This is a genomic window from Enterobacter cloacae complex sp. I1M (genome assembly GCF_014982425.1).
GTDB lineage: Bacteria > Pseudomonadota > Gammaproteobacteria > Enterobacterales > Enterobacteriaceae > Enterobacter > Enterobacter intestinihominis.
Genome location: NZ_JADCLG010000003.1, coordinates 16,009 through 32,122, shown reverse-complemented (window position 1 = coordinate 32,122; position 16,114 = coordinate 16,009). Strand labels below are relative to the sequence as shown.

14 protein-coding genes and 1 tRNA gene are annotated in these 16,114 nt (G+C 56.5%); 7 read left to right on the top strand and 8 right to left on the bottom strand.

The genetic code is table 11. From position 1 onward, the window contains the following. Positions 1-122: 122 nt before the first annotated feature. Both INF86_RS01030 and rplY read left to right on the top strand, forming a co-directional pair. Positions 123-1,883 (top strand): DEAD/DEAH box helicase, encoded by a 1,761-nt coding sequence (locus INF86_RS01030; protein ID WP_063148495.1) that lies wholly within the window; start codon positions 123-125, stop codon positions 1,881-1,883. Between the two features lie 125 nt (positions 1,884-2,008). After that, positions 2,009-2,293, top strand: a complete 285-nt coding sequence (gene rplY, locus INF86_RS01025; protein WP_022648733.1) for a 50S ribosomal protein L25 — start codon at positions 2,009-2,011, stop codon at positions 2,291-2,293. 51 nt (positions 2,294-2,344) lie between these two features. On the opposite strand, the gene yejK is transcribed toward rplY, so the two are convergent. Beyond that, positions 2,345-3,352: a nucleoid-associated protein YejK gene (yejK, locus tag INF86_RS01020; protein ID WP_017693031.1), complete on the bottom strand. Its 1,008-nt coding sequence runs from the start codon at positions 3,350-3,352 to the stop codon at positions 2,345-2,347. Positions 3,353-3,486: 134 nt separating this feature from the next. Here yejK and INF86_RS01015 point away from each other — a divergent pair, with 134 nt between their 5' ends. The 3 genes from INF86_RS01015 (at position 3,487) to INF86_RS01005 (ending at position 5,644) form a co-directional block, all read left to right on the top strand. Continuing rightward, entirely contained in the window at positions 3,487-3,714 is a 228-nt protein-coding gene (locus INF86_RS01015; protein WP_001135586.1) for a YejL family protein, read from the top strand. Between the two features lie 19 nt (positions 3,715-3,733). After that, positions 3,734-5,494 (top strand): LPS biosynthesis-modulating metalloenzyme YejM, encoded by a 1,761-nt coding sequence (gene yejM, locus INF86_RS01010; protein WP_022648735.1) that lies wholly within the window; start codon positions 3,734-3,736, stop codon positions 5,492-5,494. A 73-nt stretch (positions 5,495-5,567) separates the two neighbouring features. Beyond that, positions 5,568-5,644 (top strand) — tRNA-Pro (locus tag INF86_RS01005). A gap of 66 nt (positions 5,645-5,710) precedes the next feature. Here INF86_RS01005 and INF86_RS01000 read toward each other — a convergent pair. Further along, positions 5,711-5,971, bottom strand: coding sequence for a DUF2534 family protein (locus INF86_RS01000; protein ID WP_006811332.1), 261 nt, complete (start codon positions 5,969-5,971; stop codon positions 5,711-5,713). 202 nt (positions 5,972-6,173) lie between these two features. Here INF86_RS01000 and eco point away from each other — a divergent pair, with 202 nt between their 5' ends. Next, positions 6,174-6,683, top strand: a complete 510-nt coding sequence (gene eco, locus INF86_RS00995; protein WP_032622478.1) for a serine protease inhibitor ecotin — start codon at positions 6,174-6,176, stop codon at positions 6,681-6,683. A 134-nt stretch (positions 6,684-6,817) separates the two neighbouring features. Here eco and mqo read toward each other — a convergent pair whose 3' ends face one another. Beyond that, positions 6,818-8,467 (bottom strand): malate dehydrogenase (quinone), encoded by a 1,650-nt coding sequence (mqo, locus tag INF86_RS00990; RefSeq protein ID WP_032623890.1) that lies wholly within the window; start codon positions 8,465-8,467, stop codon positions 6,818-6,820. Positions 8,468-8,654: 187 nt separating this feature from the next. Between mqo and INF86_RS00985 the strand changes: the two genes are divergently transcribed. Next, on the top strand, positions 8,655-9,950 hold the full coding sequence (locus tag INF86_RS00985; RefSeq protein WP_045308675.1) for a SulP family inorganic anion transporter: 1,296 nt from the start codon (positions 8,655-8,657) through the stop codon (positions 9,948-9,950). Here the strand turns inward: INF86_RS00985 and mgtE are convergent. The 5 genes from mgtE to apbE all read right to left on the bottom strand — a co-directional run bounded on the left by mgtE (position 9,913) and on the right by apbE (position 16,046). Beyond that, positions 9,913-11,349, bottom strand: a complete 1,437-nt coding sequence (gene mgtE, locus INF86_RS00980) for a magnesium transporter (protein ID WP_006811337.1) — start codon at positions 11,347-11,349, stop codon at positions 9,913-9,915. The two genes, INF86_RS00985 and mgtE, sit on opposite strands and share 38 nt — an antisense overlap. Before the next feature lie 140 nt (positions 11,350-11,489). Next, positions 11,490-13,133, bottom strand: a complete 1,644-nt coding sequence (locus INF86_RS00975; RefSeq protein WP_046619099.1) for a multidrug ABC transporter permease/ATP-binding protein — start codon at positions 13,131-13,133, stop codon at positions 11,490-11,492. 76 nt (positions 13,134-13,209) lie between these two features. Continuing rightward, complete coding sequence (alkB, locus tag INF86_RS00970) at positions 13,210-13,860, bottom strand: DNA oxidative demethylase AlkB (RefSeq protein ID WP_154051453.1); 651 nt, start codon at positions 13,858-13,860, stop codon at positions 13,210-13,212. Next, entirely contained in the window at positions 13,860-14,918 is a 1,059-nt protein-coding gene (gene ada / locus INF86_RS00965; protein WP_023300604.1) for a bifunctional DNA-binding transcriptional regulator/O6-methylguanine-DNA methyltransferase Ada, read from the bottom strand. Before ada ends, alkB begins: the two co-directional genes overlap by 1 nt. Positions 14,919-14,990: 72 nt before the next feature. Continuing rightward, positions 14,991-16,046 carry an FAD:protein FMN transferase ApbE gene (gene apbE / locus INF86_RS00960; RefSeq protein WP_154051454.1) on the bottom strand — a complete coding sequence of 352 codons (1,056 nt, stop codon included), beginning with the start codon at positions 16,044-16,046 and terminating at the stop codon, positions 14,991-14,993. Positions 16,047-16,114: the final 68 nt, after the last annotated feature.

The window sequence follows — 16,114 nt, the reverse complement described above, 5'->3', positions numbered from 1 at the left end:
AGTCGGACTACGCGTCCGAAAAAGAAGCAGTCAGAAACAGTTCAGTATAATGGTCTGGTTGCGCCACTCAAGGGAAAAAGTTTCGTGGCATACTATATGCGAGTTAACTGAATAGAGAAGCCATGACGTTCACACTACGCCCCTATCAGCAAGAAGCCGTTGATGCCACCCTCGCCTGGTTTCGCAAGCACCGGGAACCCGCCGCCATCGTGCTCCCGACCGGAGCCGGTAAAAGCCTGGTGATTGCCGAACTGGCGCGCCTGGCTCGCGGGCGCGTGCTGGTGCTGGCGCACGTAAAAGAGCTGGTGGCGCAAAACCACGCCAAATATTGCGCGCTCGGCCTGGAGGCCGATATTTTTGCCGCCGGGCTGAAGCGCAAAGAGAGCCACGGGAAAGTGGTGTTTGGCAGCGTACAGTCCGTTGCGCGCAACCTGGACCTGTTTTGCAGCGAGTTTTCCCTGCTGATTGTCGATGAGTGTCACCGCATCAGCGATGACGACGACAGCCAGTATCAGCAAATCCTCACTCATCTGAGAGAGGTGAACCCTCACTTACGCCTGCTTGGCCTGACCGCCACGCCATTTCGTCTGGGCAAGGGCTGGATTTATCAGTTTCATTATCACGGCATGGTGCGTGGCGATGAAAAGGCCCTGTTCCGCGACTGTATCTATGAGCTTCCGCTGCGCTACATGATCAAGCATGGCTATCTGACGCCACCGGAGCGGCTGGATATGCCGGTCGTGCAGTACGATTTCAGCCGCTTACAGGCGCAGAGCAACGGGCTGTTCAGCGAGGCGGATCTTAACCATGAGCTGAAAAAACAGAAGCGGATCACGCCGCATATCATCAGCCAGATTGAAGAGTTTGCGCAAACGCGCAAAGGGGTGATGATTTTTGCTGCTACCGTCGAACACGCGCGTGAAATCACGGGGCTTCTGCCCACCAACGACGCGGCGTTAATTACCGGTGAAACCCCCGGGCCGGAGCGCGACAGCCTGATTGAGGCTTTCAAAGCCCAGCAGTTCCGCTACCTGGTGAATGTCTCCGTATTAACCACCGGGTTTGACGCACCGCACGTTGACCTGATTGCGATTCTTCGCCCGACCGAATCCGTCAGCCTGTACCAGCAGATTGTCGGCCGTGGCCTGCGCCTGGCACCGGGCAAAACCGACTGTCTGATCCTCGATTATGCCGGTAATCCGCACGATCTCTACTCCCCGGAAGTGGGCACGCCAAAAGGCAAGAGCGACAACGTGCCGGTACAGGTGTTTTGTCCGGCCTGCGGGTTTGCCAACACTTTCTGGGGCAAAACTACCGCCGACGGCACGCTGATCGAACATTTTGGCCGCCGCTGTCAGGGCTGGTTTGAAGACGATGAAGGCCATCGCGAACAGTGTGATTTCCGCTTCCGCTTCAAAAACTGCCCGCAGTGCAACGCCGAGAACGATATCGCTGCCCGCCGCTGTCGGGAGTGTGACACGGTGTTGGTCGACCCGGATGACATGCTGAAAGCGGCGCTGAAACTGAAAGATGCGCTGGTGCTGCGCTGTTCCGGCATGGTCTTACAGCCCGGTGCGGATGAAAAAGGCGAGTGGCTAAAGATTACCTATTACGACGAGGACGGCGCAGACGTCAGCGAGCGGTTCAGGGTCCAGACGCCCGCCCAGCGCACCGCGTTCGAACAGCTCTTTATCCGCCCGCATACCCGCACGCCCGGCGTGCCGCTGCGCTGGATAACCGTTGCCGATATCGTGCGCCAGCAGGCGCTGCTGCGCCATCCTGATTTTGTTGTCGCCCGTAAAAAAGGGCAGTTCTGGCAGGTGCGTGAGAAGGTCTTTGACTATGAAGGACGCTTTCGCCGGGCAAACGAATTGCGCGGTTAACGGGACTTTTCGTTGATGCGCGAGCCATTTGAGTATAAAATGCCGCCCGCTTCACATCCGTGAGGCAGAACACTCACCTGCTGCTGGGTCGCCTGTAGCAGGGTTTTAAATACAGAGAGAAATCAATGTTCACTATCGAAGCAGAAGTACGTAACGTGCAGGGTAAGGGTGCGAGCCGCCGCCTGCGTAACGCTAACAAGTTCCCGGCTATCGTTTACGGTGGCGAAGCTGCTCCAGTTGCAATCGAACTGGATCACGACAAAGTGTGGAACATGCAGAACAAAGCTGAATTCTACAGCGAAGTTCTGACCATCGTTGTTGGCGGTAAAGAAGAAAAAGTGAAAGTTCAGGCTGTTCAGCGTCACCCGTTCAAGCCAAAACTGTCTCACATCGACTTCGTTCGCGCGTAATCGCAAACCTGTCGAGAAAAACCCCGCTTCTGCGGGGTTTTTTTATGGCCGCTACTTACCGCCTGAGGTGCGACGCTGGAGCTGATCGCGCAGATTCGGCGGCGTGCCTTTAATGGTCAGCGTGTCGGTCGCCGGATCCCAGAAGATACGTTCCCCGAGCAGCATGGCATCAAAGTTAATGGTTAACCCACCGCCGCTCCCGGCAAATTTCGTCAGCTGACGCAGCGTACTGCGATCCGCCGGGAAGCTCTCTTCCAGCTCATAGCCTTTTTCCGCGGTAAATTCCTGGAAGCTGACTTCGCTGACGCCCGCCAGCTCTTTGGACAGCGACTCCAGCTCAATCTCTTCCCCGGCCTGTAACTGCTCGTTACAGTAGCTGTAAACCTGCTGACGCACGGTCTGACGCTCAGATTTATCCAGCTGCGCCTCAGCGGTAAAGTCATCCACCGCCTGGAGCAGACCTTTGTTCTGCGCTTTGGCGTTCAGCCCTTCACTGGCACCGAGGAAGTCCATAAAGAAATCGGCCACTTTGCGGCCCACGCGGCCTTTAAGGAAGGTCAGGTAGCGCGTCGATTCCGGATTGGTTTCCCATTCGGTTAAATCAATACGCGCCACAATATCCGCATGGTTGATATCCAGATAGTGCGTTGAGCTGATATCCAACTGCTCGTTCACACGCATGCTGCTTAAATTATTCAGCACGGTGACCAGCAGATACTCTACCGCCAGATAGCGGTAGTGGCAGAACAGGACGATACCGCCATCGGCGAAGGGATATTTCGCCAGTTCGTCACGAAGACGGCCGGTTGCAGCGCGGCTGAATGCCAGGAAATCCTCTTCGCCCTGACGTTGCAGGCGCAGGCTATCCGCCAGCTCGCTCTCTTCGCTGAACAAGCCATAGGCTTTATTTTTCGCGCTGTAGACGCGATGCAACTCCGCCATCATCTCGACAACGGTAGGCGTTGGTTCCAGTAACGAATCGCGTAGCACCACTTCAAGGGTTTGCTCATCACGCTTGATAAGCTGGTGCAAGGCAATCTGGTTGATTTCCAGACTCATGATAAACTCTCCTTTTAGACCGGGCGGTATTCAACCACCACCAACGCATGTGTGCAACAGAAGATAAAAAAGGGGAAAAAAAGCTGTTGCTACGGTAATATGTCGCCCTTCTCTCAACAAACTGATTTTGATTTATGCCACAACATTCCCGCTACAGTGACGAACACGTTGAACAACTGCTCAGTGAGCTGGTCAACGTACTGGAAAAACATAAAACGCCAACCGATCTCTCCCTGATGGTTTTGGGAAATATGGTTACCAACCTGATCAATACCAGCGTTGCTCCGGCTCAGCGTCAGGCGATCGCCAAATCTTTCGCCCAGGCTTTGCAGTCATCCGTTAGCGACGACCAGGCACACTAAGGGAAACGAACAACAGTTTATGGTGACGAATCGTCAGCGCTACCGTGAAAAAGTCTCCCAGATGGTCAGCTGGGGGCACTGGTTTGCCCTGTTCAACATTCTGTTGGCGATGGTGCTCGGCTGCCGTTATCTGTTTGTGGCGGACTGGCCAACCACGTTAACCGGGCGTATCTACTCGTGGATGAGCCTTGTTGGTCACTTTAGCTTTCTGGTCTTCGCCACCTATCTGCTGATCCTGTTCCCACTGACGTTTATCGTCATGTCGCAGCGGCTGATGCGCTTCCTGTCCGCCATTCTTGCGACGGCGGGCATGACGCTGTTGCTTATCGACAGCGAAGTTTTTACCCGGTTCCACCTGCACCTGAATCCTGTCGTCTGGGAGCTGGTGATTAACCCGGATCAGAACGAGACCGCCCGCGACTGGCAGCTGATGTTTATCAGCGTGCCGATTATCCTGCTGATCGAAATGTTGTTCGCGACGTGGAGCTGGCAAAAGCTCCGCAGCCTGACCCGACGCCGACATTATGCGAAGCCCGTCGCGGCGCTCTTTTTCGCCTCATTTATCGGTTCGCACCTGATGTATATCTGGGCAGATGCGAACTTCTACCGCCCTATTACCATGCAGCGCGCGAATCTGCCGCTCTCCTATCCGATGACGGCGCGTCGTTTCCTTGAAAAACACGGTCTGCTGGACGCGCAGGAATATCAGCGTCGTCTGGTCGAACAGGGTAATCCGGAAGCGGTCAGCGTGCAGTATCCCCTGAGCGATCTGAAATATCGCGACATGGGGCGCGGTCAGAACGTGCTGCTGATTACCGTCGATGGCCTGAACTATTCTCGCTATGAGAAGCAGATGCCTGCCCTGGCTGAATTCGCTGAGAACAACATCGTATTCACTCAGCATATGAGTTCCGGTAATTCGACCGACGCGGGTATTTTCGGTCTGTTCTACGGCATTTCACCGAGCTATATGGACGGCGTACTGTCGGCCCGTATTCCGGCTGCATTGATTACCGGGCTTAATCAGCAGGGCTACCAGCTGGGGCTGTTCGCCTCTGATGGTTTCAACAGCTCGCTGTACCGCCAGGCGCTGCTGTCTGATTTCTCACTGCCAGCCGCGCAGAGCCAGTCTGACGATCGGACTGCTGACCAGTGGATAGACTGGCTGAAGCGCTATGCACAGGAAGATAACCGCTGGTTCTCCTGGGTTGCGTTTAACGGCACAAATCTTGATGACAGCAATCAGAAAGGCTTCGCGCGCCGCTATAGCCGTGCGGCGGGTGATGTCGATGCGCAGATCGCTCGCGTGCTGACCGCCCTGCGCGACGCGGGCAAGCTGGACAATACGGTCGTCATTATCACGGCGGGGCATGGCGTGCCGCTCGGCGACGAAGCGAAGGGCATGGACTGGTCGCGTCCGAACCTGCATGTCCCGCTGGTGATCCACTGGCCGGGCACTCCCGCGCAACGCATCAACATGCTGACCGACCATAAAGACGTCATGACCACGTTAATGCAGCGGCTGCTGCACGTTAGCACGCCGGCAATTGAATACTCGCAGGGACAAGACCTCTTTAGCGCCACGCGGCGTCATAACTGGGTCACGGCTGCTGGCGAAAACACGCTGGTGGTGACCACGCCGACGCTGTCCCTTGTGCTGAACAGCAACGGCAATTACCAGACGTACAGCCTCGAAGGTGAGAAGCTGAAAGACCAGAAACCGCAGCTCAGCTTGCTGTTGCAGGTGCTGACAGACGAGAAGCGCTTTATCGCTAACTGATTATTTATGAATCAGTTAGCGTTGCTTCCCCCTTGCAATCAAAAAGGAATCGAGTAGTATTCCTTTTATGCGTCGGCACGTAGCGCAGCCTGGTAGCGCACCGTCATGGGGTGTCGGGGGTCGGAGGTTCAAATCCTCTCGTGCCGACCAAAACTACACAAAAAAACCAGCCGCTTATGGCTGGTTTTTTATTGCCTGTCTTCGCATGCACAATGCTTAGTGCTTCTCACGCCCACCGAGAAAGAAAATCCCCAGCGGAATCGCCAGCAGAACGGTGAACACCAGACTGTAAACAAAGATCATCGCTGATTGCAGGACAAACATGCTGGTTGTCCACGCAGAGAGCGGGATGTTGTACTGCTCGATCACGCCGACAATGGTTGCTCGCCCCACGCATGCAGCAGCAATCATAAACACAACCAGTAACGCCAGCAGGAACTTGCGGCCTTCAGGTGTCTTCAGTTTTTCCCGTACCATCTCTTCTCCCTTTACAGATGAATAACAATAATTAACGCGTAAAATAACACGATCTCTGCACCGACTCCACCTCAGCATTAAACACCAATAAAAGAGCATAAAAGCAGTGCTTTACTCCGTTTAAAATGAAAATGTGAGTAAATTACGCCAACCATTCACATACATTATGTTAGTCTTTCCGGGATCGTTTTAACAAAAAGGAATGACAGTGAAAAACGCACCTAAATTTGCCATCGCCCTTATCGCCGCTGCGTGCGCCAGCACCAGCGCTTTCGCCAGCGAAACCCCAAAAGAGCAGCCGCTGGAAAAAGTTGCCCCGTATCCGCAAGCGGACAAAGGAATGAAGCGCCAGGTTATTCAGCTCCCGGCTCAGCAGAATGAAGGGAATTTCAAAGTCGAGCTGTTAATCGGCCAGACGCTGGAAGTGGACTGCAACCAGCATCGTCTGGGCGGCCAACTGGAAAGCAAAACACTGGAAGGCTGGGGTTATGACTACTATGTCTTCGACAAAGTAACCTCGCCAGTCTCCACCATGATGGCGTGCCCGGACGGCAAGAAAGAGAAGAAATTTATCACCGCCTATCTGGGTGATAACAGTCTGCTGCGCTATAACAGCAAGCTGCCGATTGTCGTTTATACGCCGGAAAACGTGGATGTGAAATATCGCGTATGGAAGGCGGATGAGACGGTAGGACAAGCAGTAGTTCGTTAAAAATAAGTCGGGTGGCGCTCACGCTTACCCGACCTGGAAAGGGTGCGTTCTGGTGCCCTCACCCCAACCCTCTCCCGGTGGGAGAGGGAGAAAACACGAAAAACGGTAACGGATGTTACCGTTTTGCGTTTAGCTTACAGCGCGATATCCGCCACCGGCTTGCTTTCCGCCTGCGGCTTCAGCTCTGCCTTCGGCGCAGCATCCGCAGCCTGCGGTTTGACGTATTGCAGTTGCAGAACGCGGCTGGTGTATTCCAGCTCTTGTTCCGTGGCGTCAACGTTACCGTTCAGCTTCGTACCGTAGGATGGAATAATGGTTTTCAGCTTCGCCTGCCATTCCGGGCTGGATACTTTGTCCTTAAACACTTTTTCCATCAGGTGTAGCATGATTGGCGCAGCGGTAGACGCCCCCGGGGATGCTCCCAGCAGCGCGGCAATAGTGCCATCCTTATCGCTTACTACTTCGGTACCCAGACGCAGCACGCCGCCCTCTTTCGGATCGCGTTTGATGATCTGCACGCGCTGACCCGCCTGCCACAGACGCCAGTCTTCTTTCTTCGCCTGCGGATAGTACTCTTTCAGCGCCTCGAAGCGTTCTTCATCAGAGAGCATCACCTGGCTAATAAGGTATTTCACCAGATCGAAGTTATCCAGTCCCACGTCCATCATTGGCTTGACGTTCGACGTCGTGGTCGCGCTCAGCAGATCCCAAAGGGAACCGTTTTTCAGGAACTTGGTAGAGAATGTAGCGAACGGCCCAAACAGCACCACGCGCTTACCGTCCAGCATACGGGTGTCGATATGGGGAACGGACATCGGTGGCGCACCAACAGAAGCCTGACCGTACACTTTAGCCAGATGACGGTTAACCACTTCAGGGTTTTCCGACACCAGGAACTGGCCGCCAACCGGGAAGCCGGCGTAGTCGTCCGCTTCCGGAATACCGGACTCCTGCAACAGTTTCAGCGCCGCGCCGCCAGCACCGATAAACACGAACTTCGCCTTAATCACATGCTCGGCTTCGTTGTTTTTCAGATCGGCAACGGTCACGCTCCAGCTGTTATCCGCGTTGCGCTTGAAACCACGCACTTCGGAGCTGAGTTGCAGGTTAAAGTTCTCTTTTTTCTTCAGAGAGGCCACCAGCTGACGGGTGATTTCACCGTAGTTAACGTCAGTACCAATTTCAGTGCGGGTCGCCGCCACTTTCTGGTTCGGATCGCGGCCTTCCATAACCAGCGGCGCCCACTCTTTGATTTGAGCGTGATCTTCAGAGTATTTCATCCCGCGGAAAAGCGTGCTCTGTTGCAGGGCAGCGTAGCGCGCACGCAGGAAGTTGACGTTTTGATCGCCCCACACAAAGCTCATGTGCGGAACGGTGTTGATGAAGGAGTGCGGATTGTGCAACACACCGCTGTTCACCTGGTGAGACCAGAACTGACGTGAGATCTGGAACGCTTCGTTGATCTCTACCGCCTTCTCGATACTAATGGAACCGTCCTTTTTCTGCGGCGTATAGTTCAGTTCCATAAGTGCCGAGTGCCCCGTCCCGGCGTTATTCCAGCCGTTAGAGCTTTCCTGCGCCACGCCATCAAGGCGCTCGACCATGGTCATGGACCAGTTCGGCTCTAATTCCTGAAGATATGTGCCCAGCGTGGCGCTCATGATGCCGCCACCAATTAAAAGGACATCCGTTTCCTGCTCTTTTGGTGCGTCAGCCTTCGCCGCCAGCGAGACGGCGTTCAGCCCCACGGCCAGAGAAAAGAGCACGGCAGTCATTTTTTTCATCATTTATGCCTTAGTTGAATAGTGCTTGATGCGTAGAAATTACAGGTGAAACACGCTGCGGTGGCACGGTAGCAACTTTTAAATATTGTTTAAAGGTTACGAAATTATTGTAATTGTGAAATTTAATGATGGATTGTTTGTAGGGTTTTGGCATACAGGCTGGCACCCGACGATTTTCCTGGCTATGATGCTGCACTTTGTGATCGCGCGCACGGAAGCCTGCCCCTACCAGCGAATTGTTATGTCATTACCTCACTCGTCTGTACCCCAAGAAGGCCATGTCGCCACCGTTTTACGTTCGCCTCAACGTCTGATGCGCGAAACCCTGGCCGGCGTGATTACCGCGCTGGCGCTGATCCCGGAAGTGATTTCGTTTTCCGTGGTCGCGGGCGTGGATCCGAAAGTGAGCCTTATCGCCTCCGTGGTGCTCTGTTTCGCCCTTTCCCTGCTCGGCGGGCGTCCGGCCATGGTGACGGCGGCGGCCGGTTCCGTCGCGCTGGTGATTGGCCCGATGGTCCATCAACACGGCGTACAGTACATTCTGCCCGCGGTGGTGATGGCTGGCGTGATTCAGATCCTGTTCGGCGCGCTGGGAATGGCGCGGCTGATGCGCTTTATTCCCCAGTCGGTGATGACCGGGTTTGTTAACGCCCTTGGCATTTTGATTTTCTTTGCCCAGGTGCCCCATTTCTGGAGCCGAAGCCCGCTGATAGTGGGCCTGTTCGTGCTGACGCTGCTGATTGTGCTGTGGGTGCCACGCTATATCAAAAGCGTGCCCTCCCCGCTGATTGCCATTGTGCTGCTGACTTTGTTCACCGTCACCAGCGGGCAAATCCTGCCAACGGTAGGGGATGAAGGCTCCATGAGCGGCGGTTTGCCGGGCTTTACGCAACTGCTGGTGCCGCTCAATCTGGAAACCCTGAGCATTATCTGGCCGTGCGCGCTAAGTATCGCTTTTGTTGGCCTGCTGGAATCGCTACTGACGGCTAAGCTGGTGGATGAACTGACCGTTACCCCTTCAAGCAAGCGCCGCGAGAGCATCGGTCTGGGCGTGGGGAATATTATGGCCGGGTTCTACGGCGGCATTGCGGGCTGCGCGATGATTGGGCAGACCATCGTTAACGTGGAGATGGGGAAAGGCAGAAGCCGTATCTCCACCCTTGCGGCGGGTATCGTACTGCTTGTGCTGGTTACGGCGCTCAGCGAGGTGATGGCCAAAATCCCGATGGCGGTACTGGCGGGTATTATGGCCATTGTGGCCGTCAAGACCTTTAGCTGGCATAGCGTTCAGCCCGGAACGCTGAAAAACGCGCCGGTGGCTGAAACCGTCGTGATGCTGGTGACGGTTGTGGCAACGGTTTCCACCGGCAACCTGGCGATTGGCGTGCTGGGCGGGATTGTGATGATGTTCATCCTCCCTGCCCGACTTAAGCAAAAAGCACTGGCTACAGAAGAAAAATCGTCGCCAGTCCAAGAAAAATAAAGAAACCGCCGGTATCGGTAATGGCGGTGATCATCACGCTCGACCCCACCGCGGGGTCGCGCCCCAGCCGGGTCATCGTCAATGGGATAATCACGCCCATCATCGCCGCCACCAGCAGGTTCAGCACCATCGCCAGCATCATGACCCCGCCCAGCGCCATATCATCGTACAGCCACCAGGTAATGCCGCCCATGATGCCGCCCCAGACCAGGCCGTTAATCAGCGCGACGCCCATCTCCCTGAAAATCAGCCACGAAAAATTACCCGGCTGAATGTTTTCCAGCGCCAGGGCGCGAACGATCATGGTGATAGTCTGGTTGCCGGTGTTCCCGCCGATCCCCGCCACAATCGGCATCAACGACGCCAGGGCCACCAGCTGGGAAATGGTATGTTCGAAGCCGTCAATAACGCGGGACGCCACGAACGCGGTGCATAAATTGATGGCGAGCCACGCCCAGCGGGTTTTGACGGCCTTGCCGACGGAGGCATGAACATCGTCTTCGGCACTGATACCGCCAAGGGCACGCAGGTCGTTATCGGTCTCTTCATAGACCACGTCAACGATCTCATCAATGGTCAGACGCCCCATCAGCTTGCCCACCGAATCCACCACCGCCGCGCTCACCAGGTCATCACGTTCGAAGGTACGCGCGGCTTTTTCGGCATCGTCTTCCGGCGAGAAGACCATCGGCTCGGTTTCCATGACCTCACTTACCCGCTGCTGGGTGCTGTTCAGCAGGATCGTTTTAAGCTCCAGCTCCCCGAGCAGGGTCTTATCCCGCGAGGTGACGAACAGTTTATCGGTGTTGTCCGGCATACTGCCCAAGCGACGAAGATAGCGCTGCACCGTACCCAGGGTGACGTCCGGACGCACGGTGATGACGCCAAACTCCATGATCGCGCCGACGCTGTTTTTCTCGTAGTGCATCACCTGACGCACGCGCGCCCGCTCCTCGGCAGGCAGGGAAGCCAGCAGGCGTCCGGTCAGGTTGCGCGGAAGATGCTGAACGAGGTAAATCTGCTCATCGATATCCAGCGTTTGCAGGGCGTCGAGGATGTCCCGGTCGCTCATCTCATCGATAAGGTCATCCCAGACGTTTTCCGAGGCTTCAAGCAGCACCTGACCGCGCTCATGATCCTGCACCAGCCGCCACAGGGCGTGGCGCTCCTCGGAAGGCAATGCCTCCAGGGTGTCCGCCAGATCCGGAGGTGGTAAATGTGCAACCAGCGCACCTACCTCAGCAATATCGTCGGCCAGCGTGCCGACATCATATTGCTCAGCCAGGGTTAGCTTACCCAATAACGTTGACGTGACCGCTTTATCGGTCGTCAGGAGCCAGATGAGCCGCGCACGCTCCTGGTCACGCTGCCTGGCGCTGTTTTTCTTTAATACCGACATCAATCATAAATCCATTAAATGAGTTGGCGTTAAGCATAGCGCGGGGATATGTAAATAAGAATAAACGGCGGGTCGGGATGGAGAAAAAAACGGCATATATGAAAAATGAGTGTGCCGGGGGCCACCCGGCACAATTGCAATCAGGCCGTGCGCGCCACCGCGTCCCGTGACGCCGCATCGCGCTCATCGCCGGTCAGCTCGCTCAGTTTGCCGTCGCGCATCTCCAAAAGACGGTCGGCGTGAATGAAGTAGTGATCGTCATGGCTGATGGCAAAAATGGTTTTCCCCATCGCCTGCATCAGCGGCAGCAGGACCTGATAAAACTCGCGACGGAAGTGCGGGTCCTGATCGGCGGCCCATTCATCCAGCAGGATGATGTCGCGCTCTTCGGCCAGCGCCAGCAGCAGCGCCACGCGCTTCTTCTGCCCTTTCGACAGCTTGAGATTCAGGATTTTGCCATCCTGTAGCTCCAGCTTGTGTGACATTTGCAGATGCGCAAGCCACTTCTCCACCAGCGCCGGATCCGCCTGCTGTCCTTCCGGGCCCAGCAGCCGGTCGAACAGCCAGACGTCGGTAAATACCGCCGAAAAGAGCTTGCGGTAGTCCTCCGGTTTCTCCGCGCTCAGCGCTTTACCATCCAGCAAAATTTCGCCTGACTGCGGCTGGTAGAGGCCCGTCAGCAGCATCGCCAGCGTGGATTTGCCGCTGCCGTTGCCGCCGATCAGGAACAGCAGTTCGCCGCGGTGAATGGTCAGATTTATCGGCCCCACGGAGAAGGCGTTATCCTGATAGCGGAAGGTCACGTTACGCAGCTCAAGCGTTTGCCAGTTCGGAAAGGCCTGCGGGCGCGGGAACTCAGACTTAAACGGCGCAAGGTCGAACTTCTTCAGCTTGTTGAAGGCCACCTGTGCGCTCAGCAGCGTCGGCAGTGCGCCAACGGCCGACAGCAGCGGCGTGCGTAAAAACAGCAGCGTCAGGGAGTACGTTGCCGCCACGTTGGTATCCGCCCACCCCAGGCTGTTCGCCATCCAGAACACCAGGCCAATGGCACCCAGCATCATGATGTTGGACCAGTTCACGGCGCTCAGGTGGAACGTATCGGCGCGAATAATGTGATGACGATATTCGTGCGCATCCGGGATATAGAGATGGTTGAAGATATGTTCGGCGCGCTCGCGGTTCAGCGTCAGCTCTTTGCGCCCTTCCAGCACTGTCTGATAATCGTTATAGAGCTTGTCTTCCGTTTCGCGCAGCACCGCCATGTGCTTATAGACGCGTGATACCAGCAGGAACCCGCCCCAGATGGTAATAACAATCCACAGCGCCGTTACAGCCAGCATTTTGCTGGAGAGCCAGGCGAGATAGGCTGCCGAGCCAAAGGTCAGGATGATCCCCTGCACCAGCTCCGGCAGGCGTACAAAGGCGATGGTAATGGCGCGCACATCGCTGGTCAGCCCCGCCAGCAGAGAAGCACTTCCCAGCTGTTCGATGCGTTCCACTTGAGTATCAAGGATCCGTTTGATGAACTCACTGCGCAGACGGAAAACGAAGTGGTGGCCGAGCGCGGTCAGCGCCAGCTGCGACCCGAGCGTGACTGCCATCAGCAGCAGCAGTAAACCCAGAAATTCCGGCAGGACGGAGAGTGACGTGTCGACCATTTCGATCAAACGCACGTTAATGAAGGCAATCAGGCCGATCCCCAGCGCCGCGCTGGCAAGGCTTAGCGCCATCACCGCGATAAAAGGCCAGCGATACTGCCGCCAGACAAGAAGAAGTAGTTGCATGCAGAGCAATCCGGACAAGAAAAATCAGCCAGCAGTGTAAACTGCCTTTCACACACATCAAGAATAATTCTTATTTTTATTCTCTGTACGCTGCCTGGCGGAACGTGAGGTTGTAGCGAAACGCCCCCGCCACCGGGTGATCGCCTGGTTTAAGTGGCTGAATACCGTGATAAAAAAGCCGTGATTCACCGCCCCAGACCACCACATCGCCATGCTCCAGCATCAGCCGTTTGAGCGGGTCGTTGCGCCGCAGGCCGCCAAACTGAAAGACAGCGGGCAGCCCAAGGGATACCGAGACAATCGGCGCGCGCAGGTCAGGCTCGTCCTTATCCTGATGCAGGGAGAGCTTTGCCCCGACGGCATAGCGGTTGATCAGACAGGCATCGGGACGAAAATCAGGATAGCCGGCCGCGACGGCGGCATCGTGACACAGCGCCTGAAACGCCTCCGGCATCGGCGGCCACGGCCGATCCGTCAGCGGGTCGTTCGCGGCATATACATAGCCCCGCTTATTCGTCGCCCATCCCAGTTCGCCGCAGTTGGTCATCGCCACAGACATGGTATACCCGCCCGGCGTGACCATATGGCGAAACGGCGAACGGGCGGTGACGTTATCAATACCGTCGAACAGCGCCGCCGCGCGGGAAAGCGCAAAACGTCTCAGGATCGTCGCCCCCGGCGCGAGCGGCTCCTGCCAGGGTTCAGCATCAGCAAAAAGATCGAGCATTATCCCTCCGGGTTGTTCGCCTCACGTTTCAACAATAGCACCTTACGCGCTGCGCCCCAGCGATAACCCGACAGCGCACCGTCGTTACGCACCACGCGGTGACAGGGGATAACTATCGCCAGTTTGTTGGCTCCGCAGGCCCCCGCCACGGCACGTACGGCATTGGGTTTACCAATGGCCTTCGCCACCTGCTGATAGCTCGCCGTTTCACCGCAGGGGATAGCCCGCAGCGCCTGCCAGACCTGCTGCTGGAAGGCGGTACCCCGGATATCCAGCGGTAACGTCAACGGCGTCGCGCGGCTGTCGACAGAGGCAATCACCTGACGAACACGCCCGGCAAATGCGCCTTCCATCGGTTCACGGACGGCAAGCGGAAACAGTGACAGCAGCTCAGCCGTCAGCCCGGCGTCGTCATCACCCAGCAGTATTGCGCAGATCCCGCGCTCGCTTTCCGCCACCAGACAGTGGCCCAGCGAGCAGTCGCTGATGGCATAGCGGACCGCAGCCTCTCCGTTACGGTACTGTTTCGCCGTCATGCCCAGCGCGCCGTTGGCTTTACGGTAGTAGCTGCTGCCGTCCGGGAAGCCAGCGGCCAGTACGGCGTCGGTGATTTTACCGCCCTGTGCAAGCAGGCTACGCAGGCGTTGTTCACGCGCAGCCTGCTGCCATGCTTTCGGCGTCATGCCGGTAACGGATTTAAACAAGCGGTGGAAATGGAACGGACTCATGCCAACCTGCTGCGCCAGGGCCTCCAGGTTCAGCGCGGCATCCTGCTCAAGCAGTCGGCAGGCCAGCGCAACGTTGGCCTTTTTCTGCGCCATAGGGTCGACCTGGTCCGGCCTACAGCGCTTACAGGGGCGGAAACCCGCCTGCGCGGCCTGGTGAGCATCAGGATAAAAGCAGACATTTTTACGCAGCGCGTGGCGGGCACGGCAGGACGGACGACAATAAATGCCGGTCGTCTGCACGGCAAAGACAAACTGGTTATCCGCACGCGGATCGCGGGCCAGAACAGCCTGCCAGCGATCCTCATCGGTAAGATAGGTTGTGTTTTTCATCATCGGCTCCTCTTACAAGCATACGCTCAGCTTGCCTGAACGCCACCGAACAAAAACCCGCAACCTTGCTTTTTAATTTTTTTCGCTCACCAGGAAGCTGTTGAACTGCGGTGAACTCCAGGTTTTAAACCCGTCAGCCTCTTTGGTGATCATATAAACGGCCAGCCCTTCCTGACGCACCACCTCTTTGGCCTTCTCCGTGCCGAGCACCATCAATCCGGTATCCCAGGCGTCGGCTTCCAGCGCAGTTGGCGCTATCACAGTCACGGACACCAGGTTGTGGGTAATCGGGCGTCCGGTTTGCGGATCAATCACATGCGAGATACGTTTGCCATCCAGCTCGTAATAGTTGCGGTAGCTTCCGGAGGTGCTGATACCGTGCCCGTTGATGTCGACAATCGCCTGCACCGCGTTCTGCTGATCGGTTGGTTTTTGGATGGCCACTCGCCACGGCCTGCCGCTGGCGTTCATGCCCCGGCTGACGAGCGCGCCCCCGACGGAAACCAGATAACGGGGAATACCTTCCTGCGCCATCAGGGCCGCGAGATGATCCGCAGCATACCCCTCGCCTACCGTGGAGAGATCCACAAACAGGTCGGGAATGTCTTTTTGCAGGTATTGCTGACCGTACTGGGAGATCACCGCCAGATGCTGTAACCCTGTACGCGCGCGGGCGTCGTCGATGGCGGCTTGATCGGGTGTGGTCACCGGCTGCTTGTTGGGGCCAAATCCCCACAGGTTCACCAGCGGCCCCACGGTCACGTCCATTGCGCCGTTGGTTTTGTAGCCCACGCGCATGGCTTCCGTAACGATGTCGGCCATCGCTTCGCTCACCGGCCACAGCGAGGTGCTGCTGGAGCGATTGAAACGCATCAGCGCTGAGTCATTTTTATAGGTAGAGAGTAGCTGATCGTCGGCATCCAGCTGCGCCTGAATTTTACCGCGTAGTTCTTCAGCGCGGGACTTATCGATATTCATCACGCTGACGCGCCAGAAGGTCCCCATGGTTTTCCCTTCCAGCACCGTCGCGGCGGGTACGTCGATTTTTGCGGGCTGTGTAGAAGAGTCACACGCGGTCAGGAGTAAAAAAGTCGCCAGAACGCTGGCGCGTAAAAAAGTCATATCCATTGGTTATTATCCTCATGCCAGGGCGGCAAGAGTACACTAAAACAGCGTATTTGAAGACCCTAAAAAAG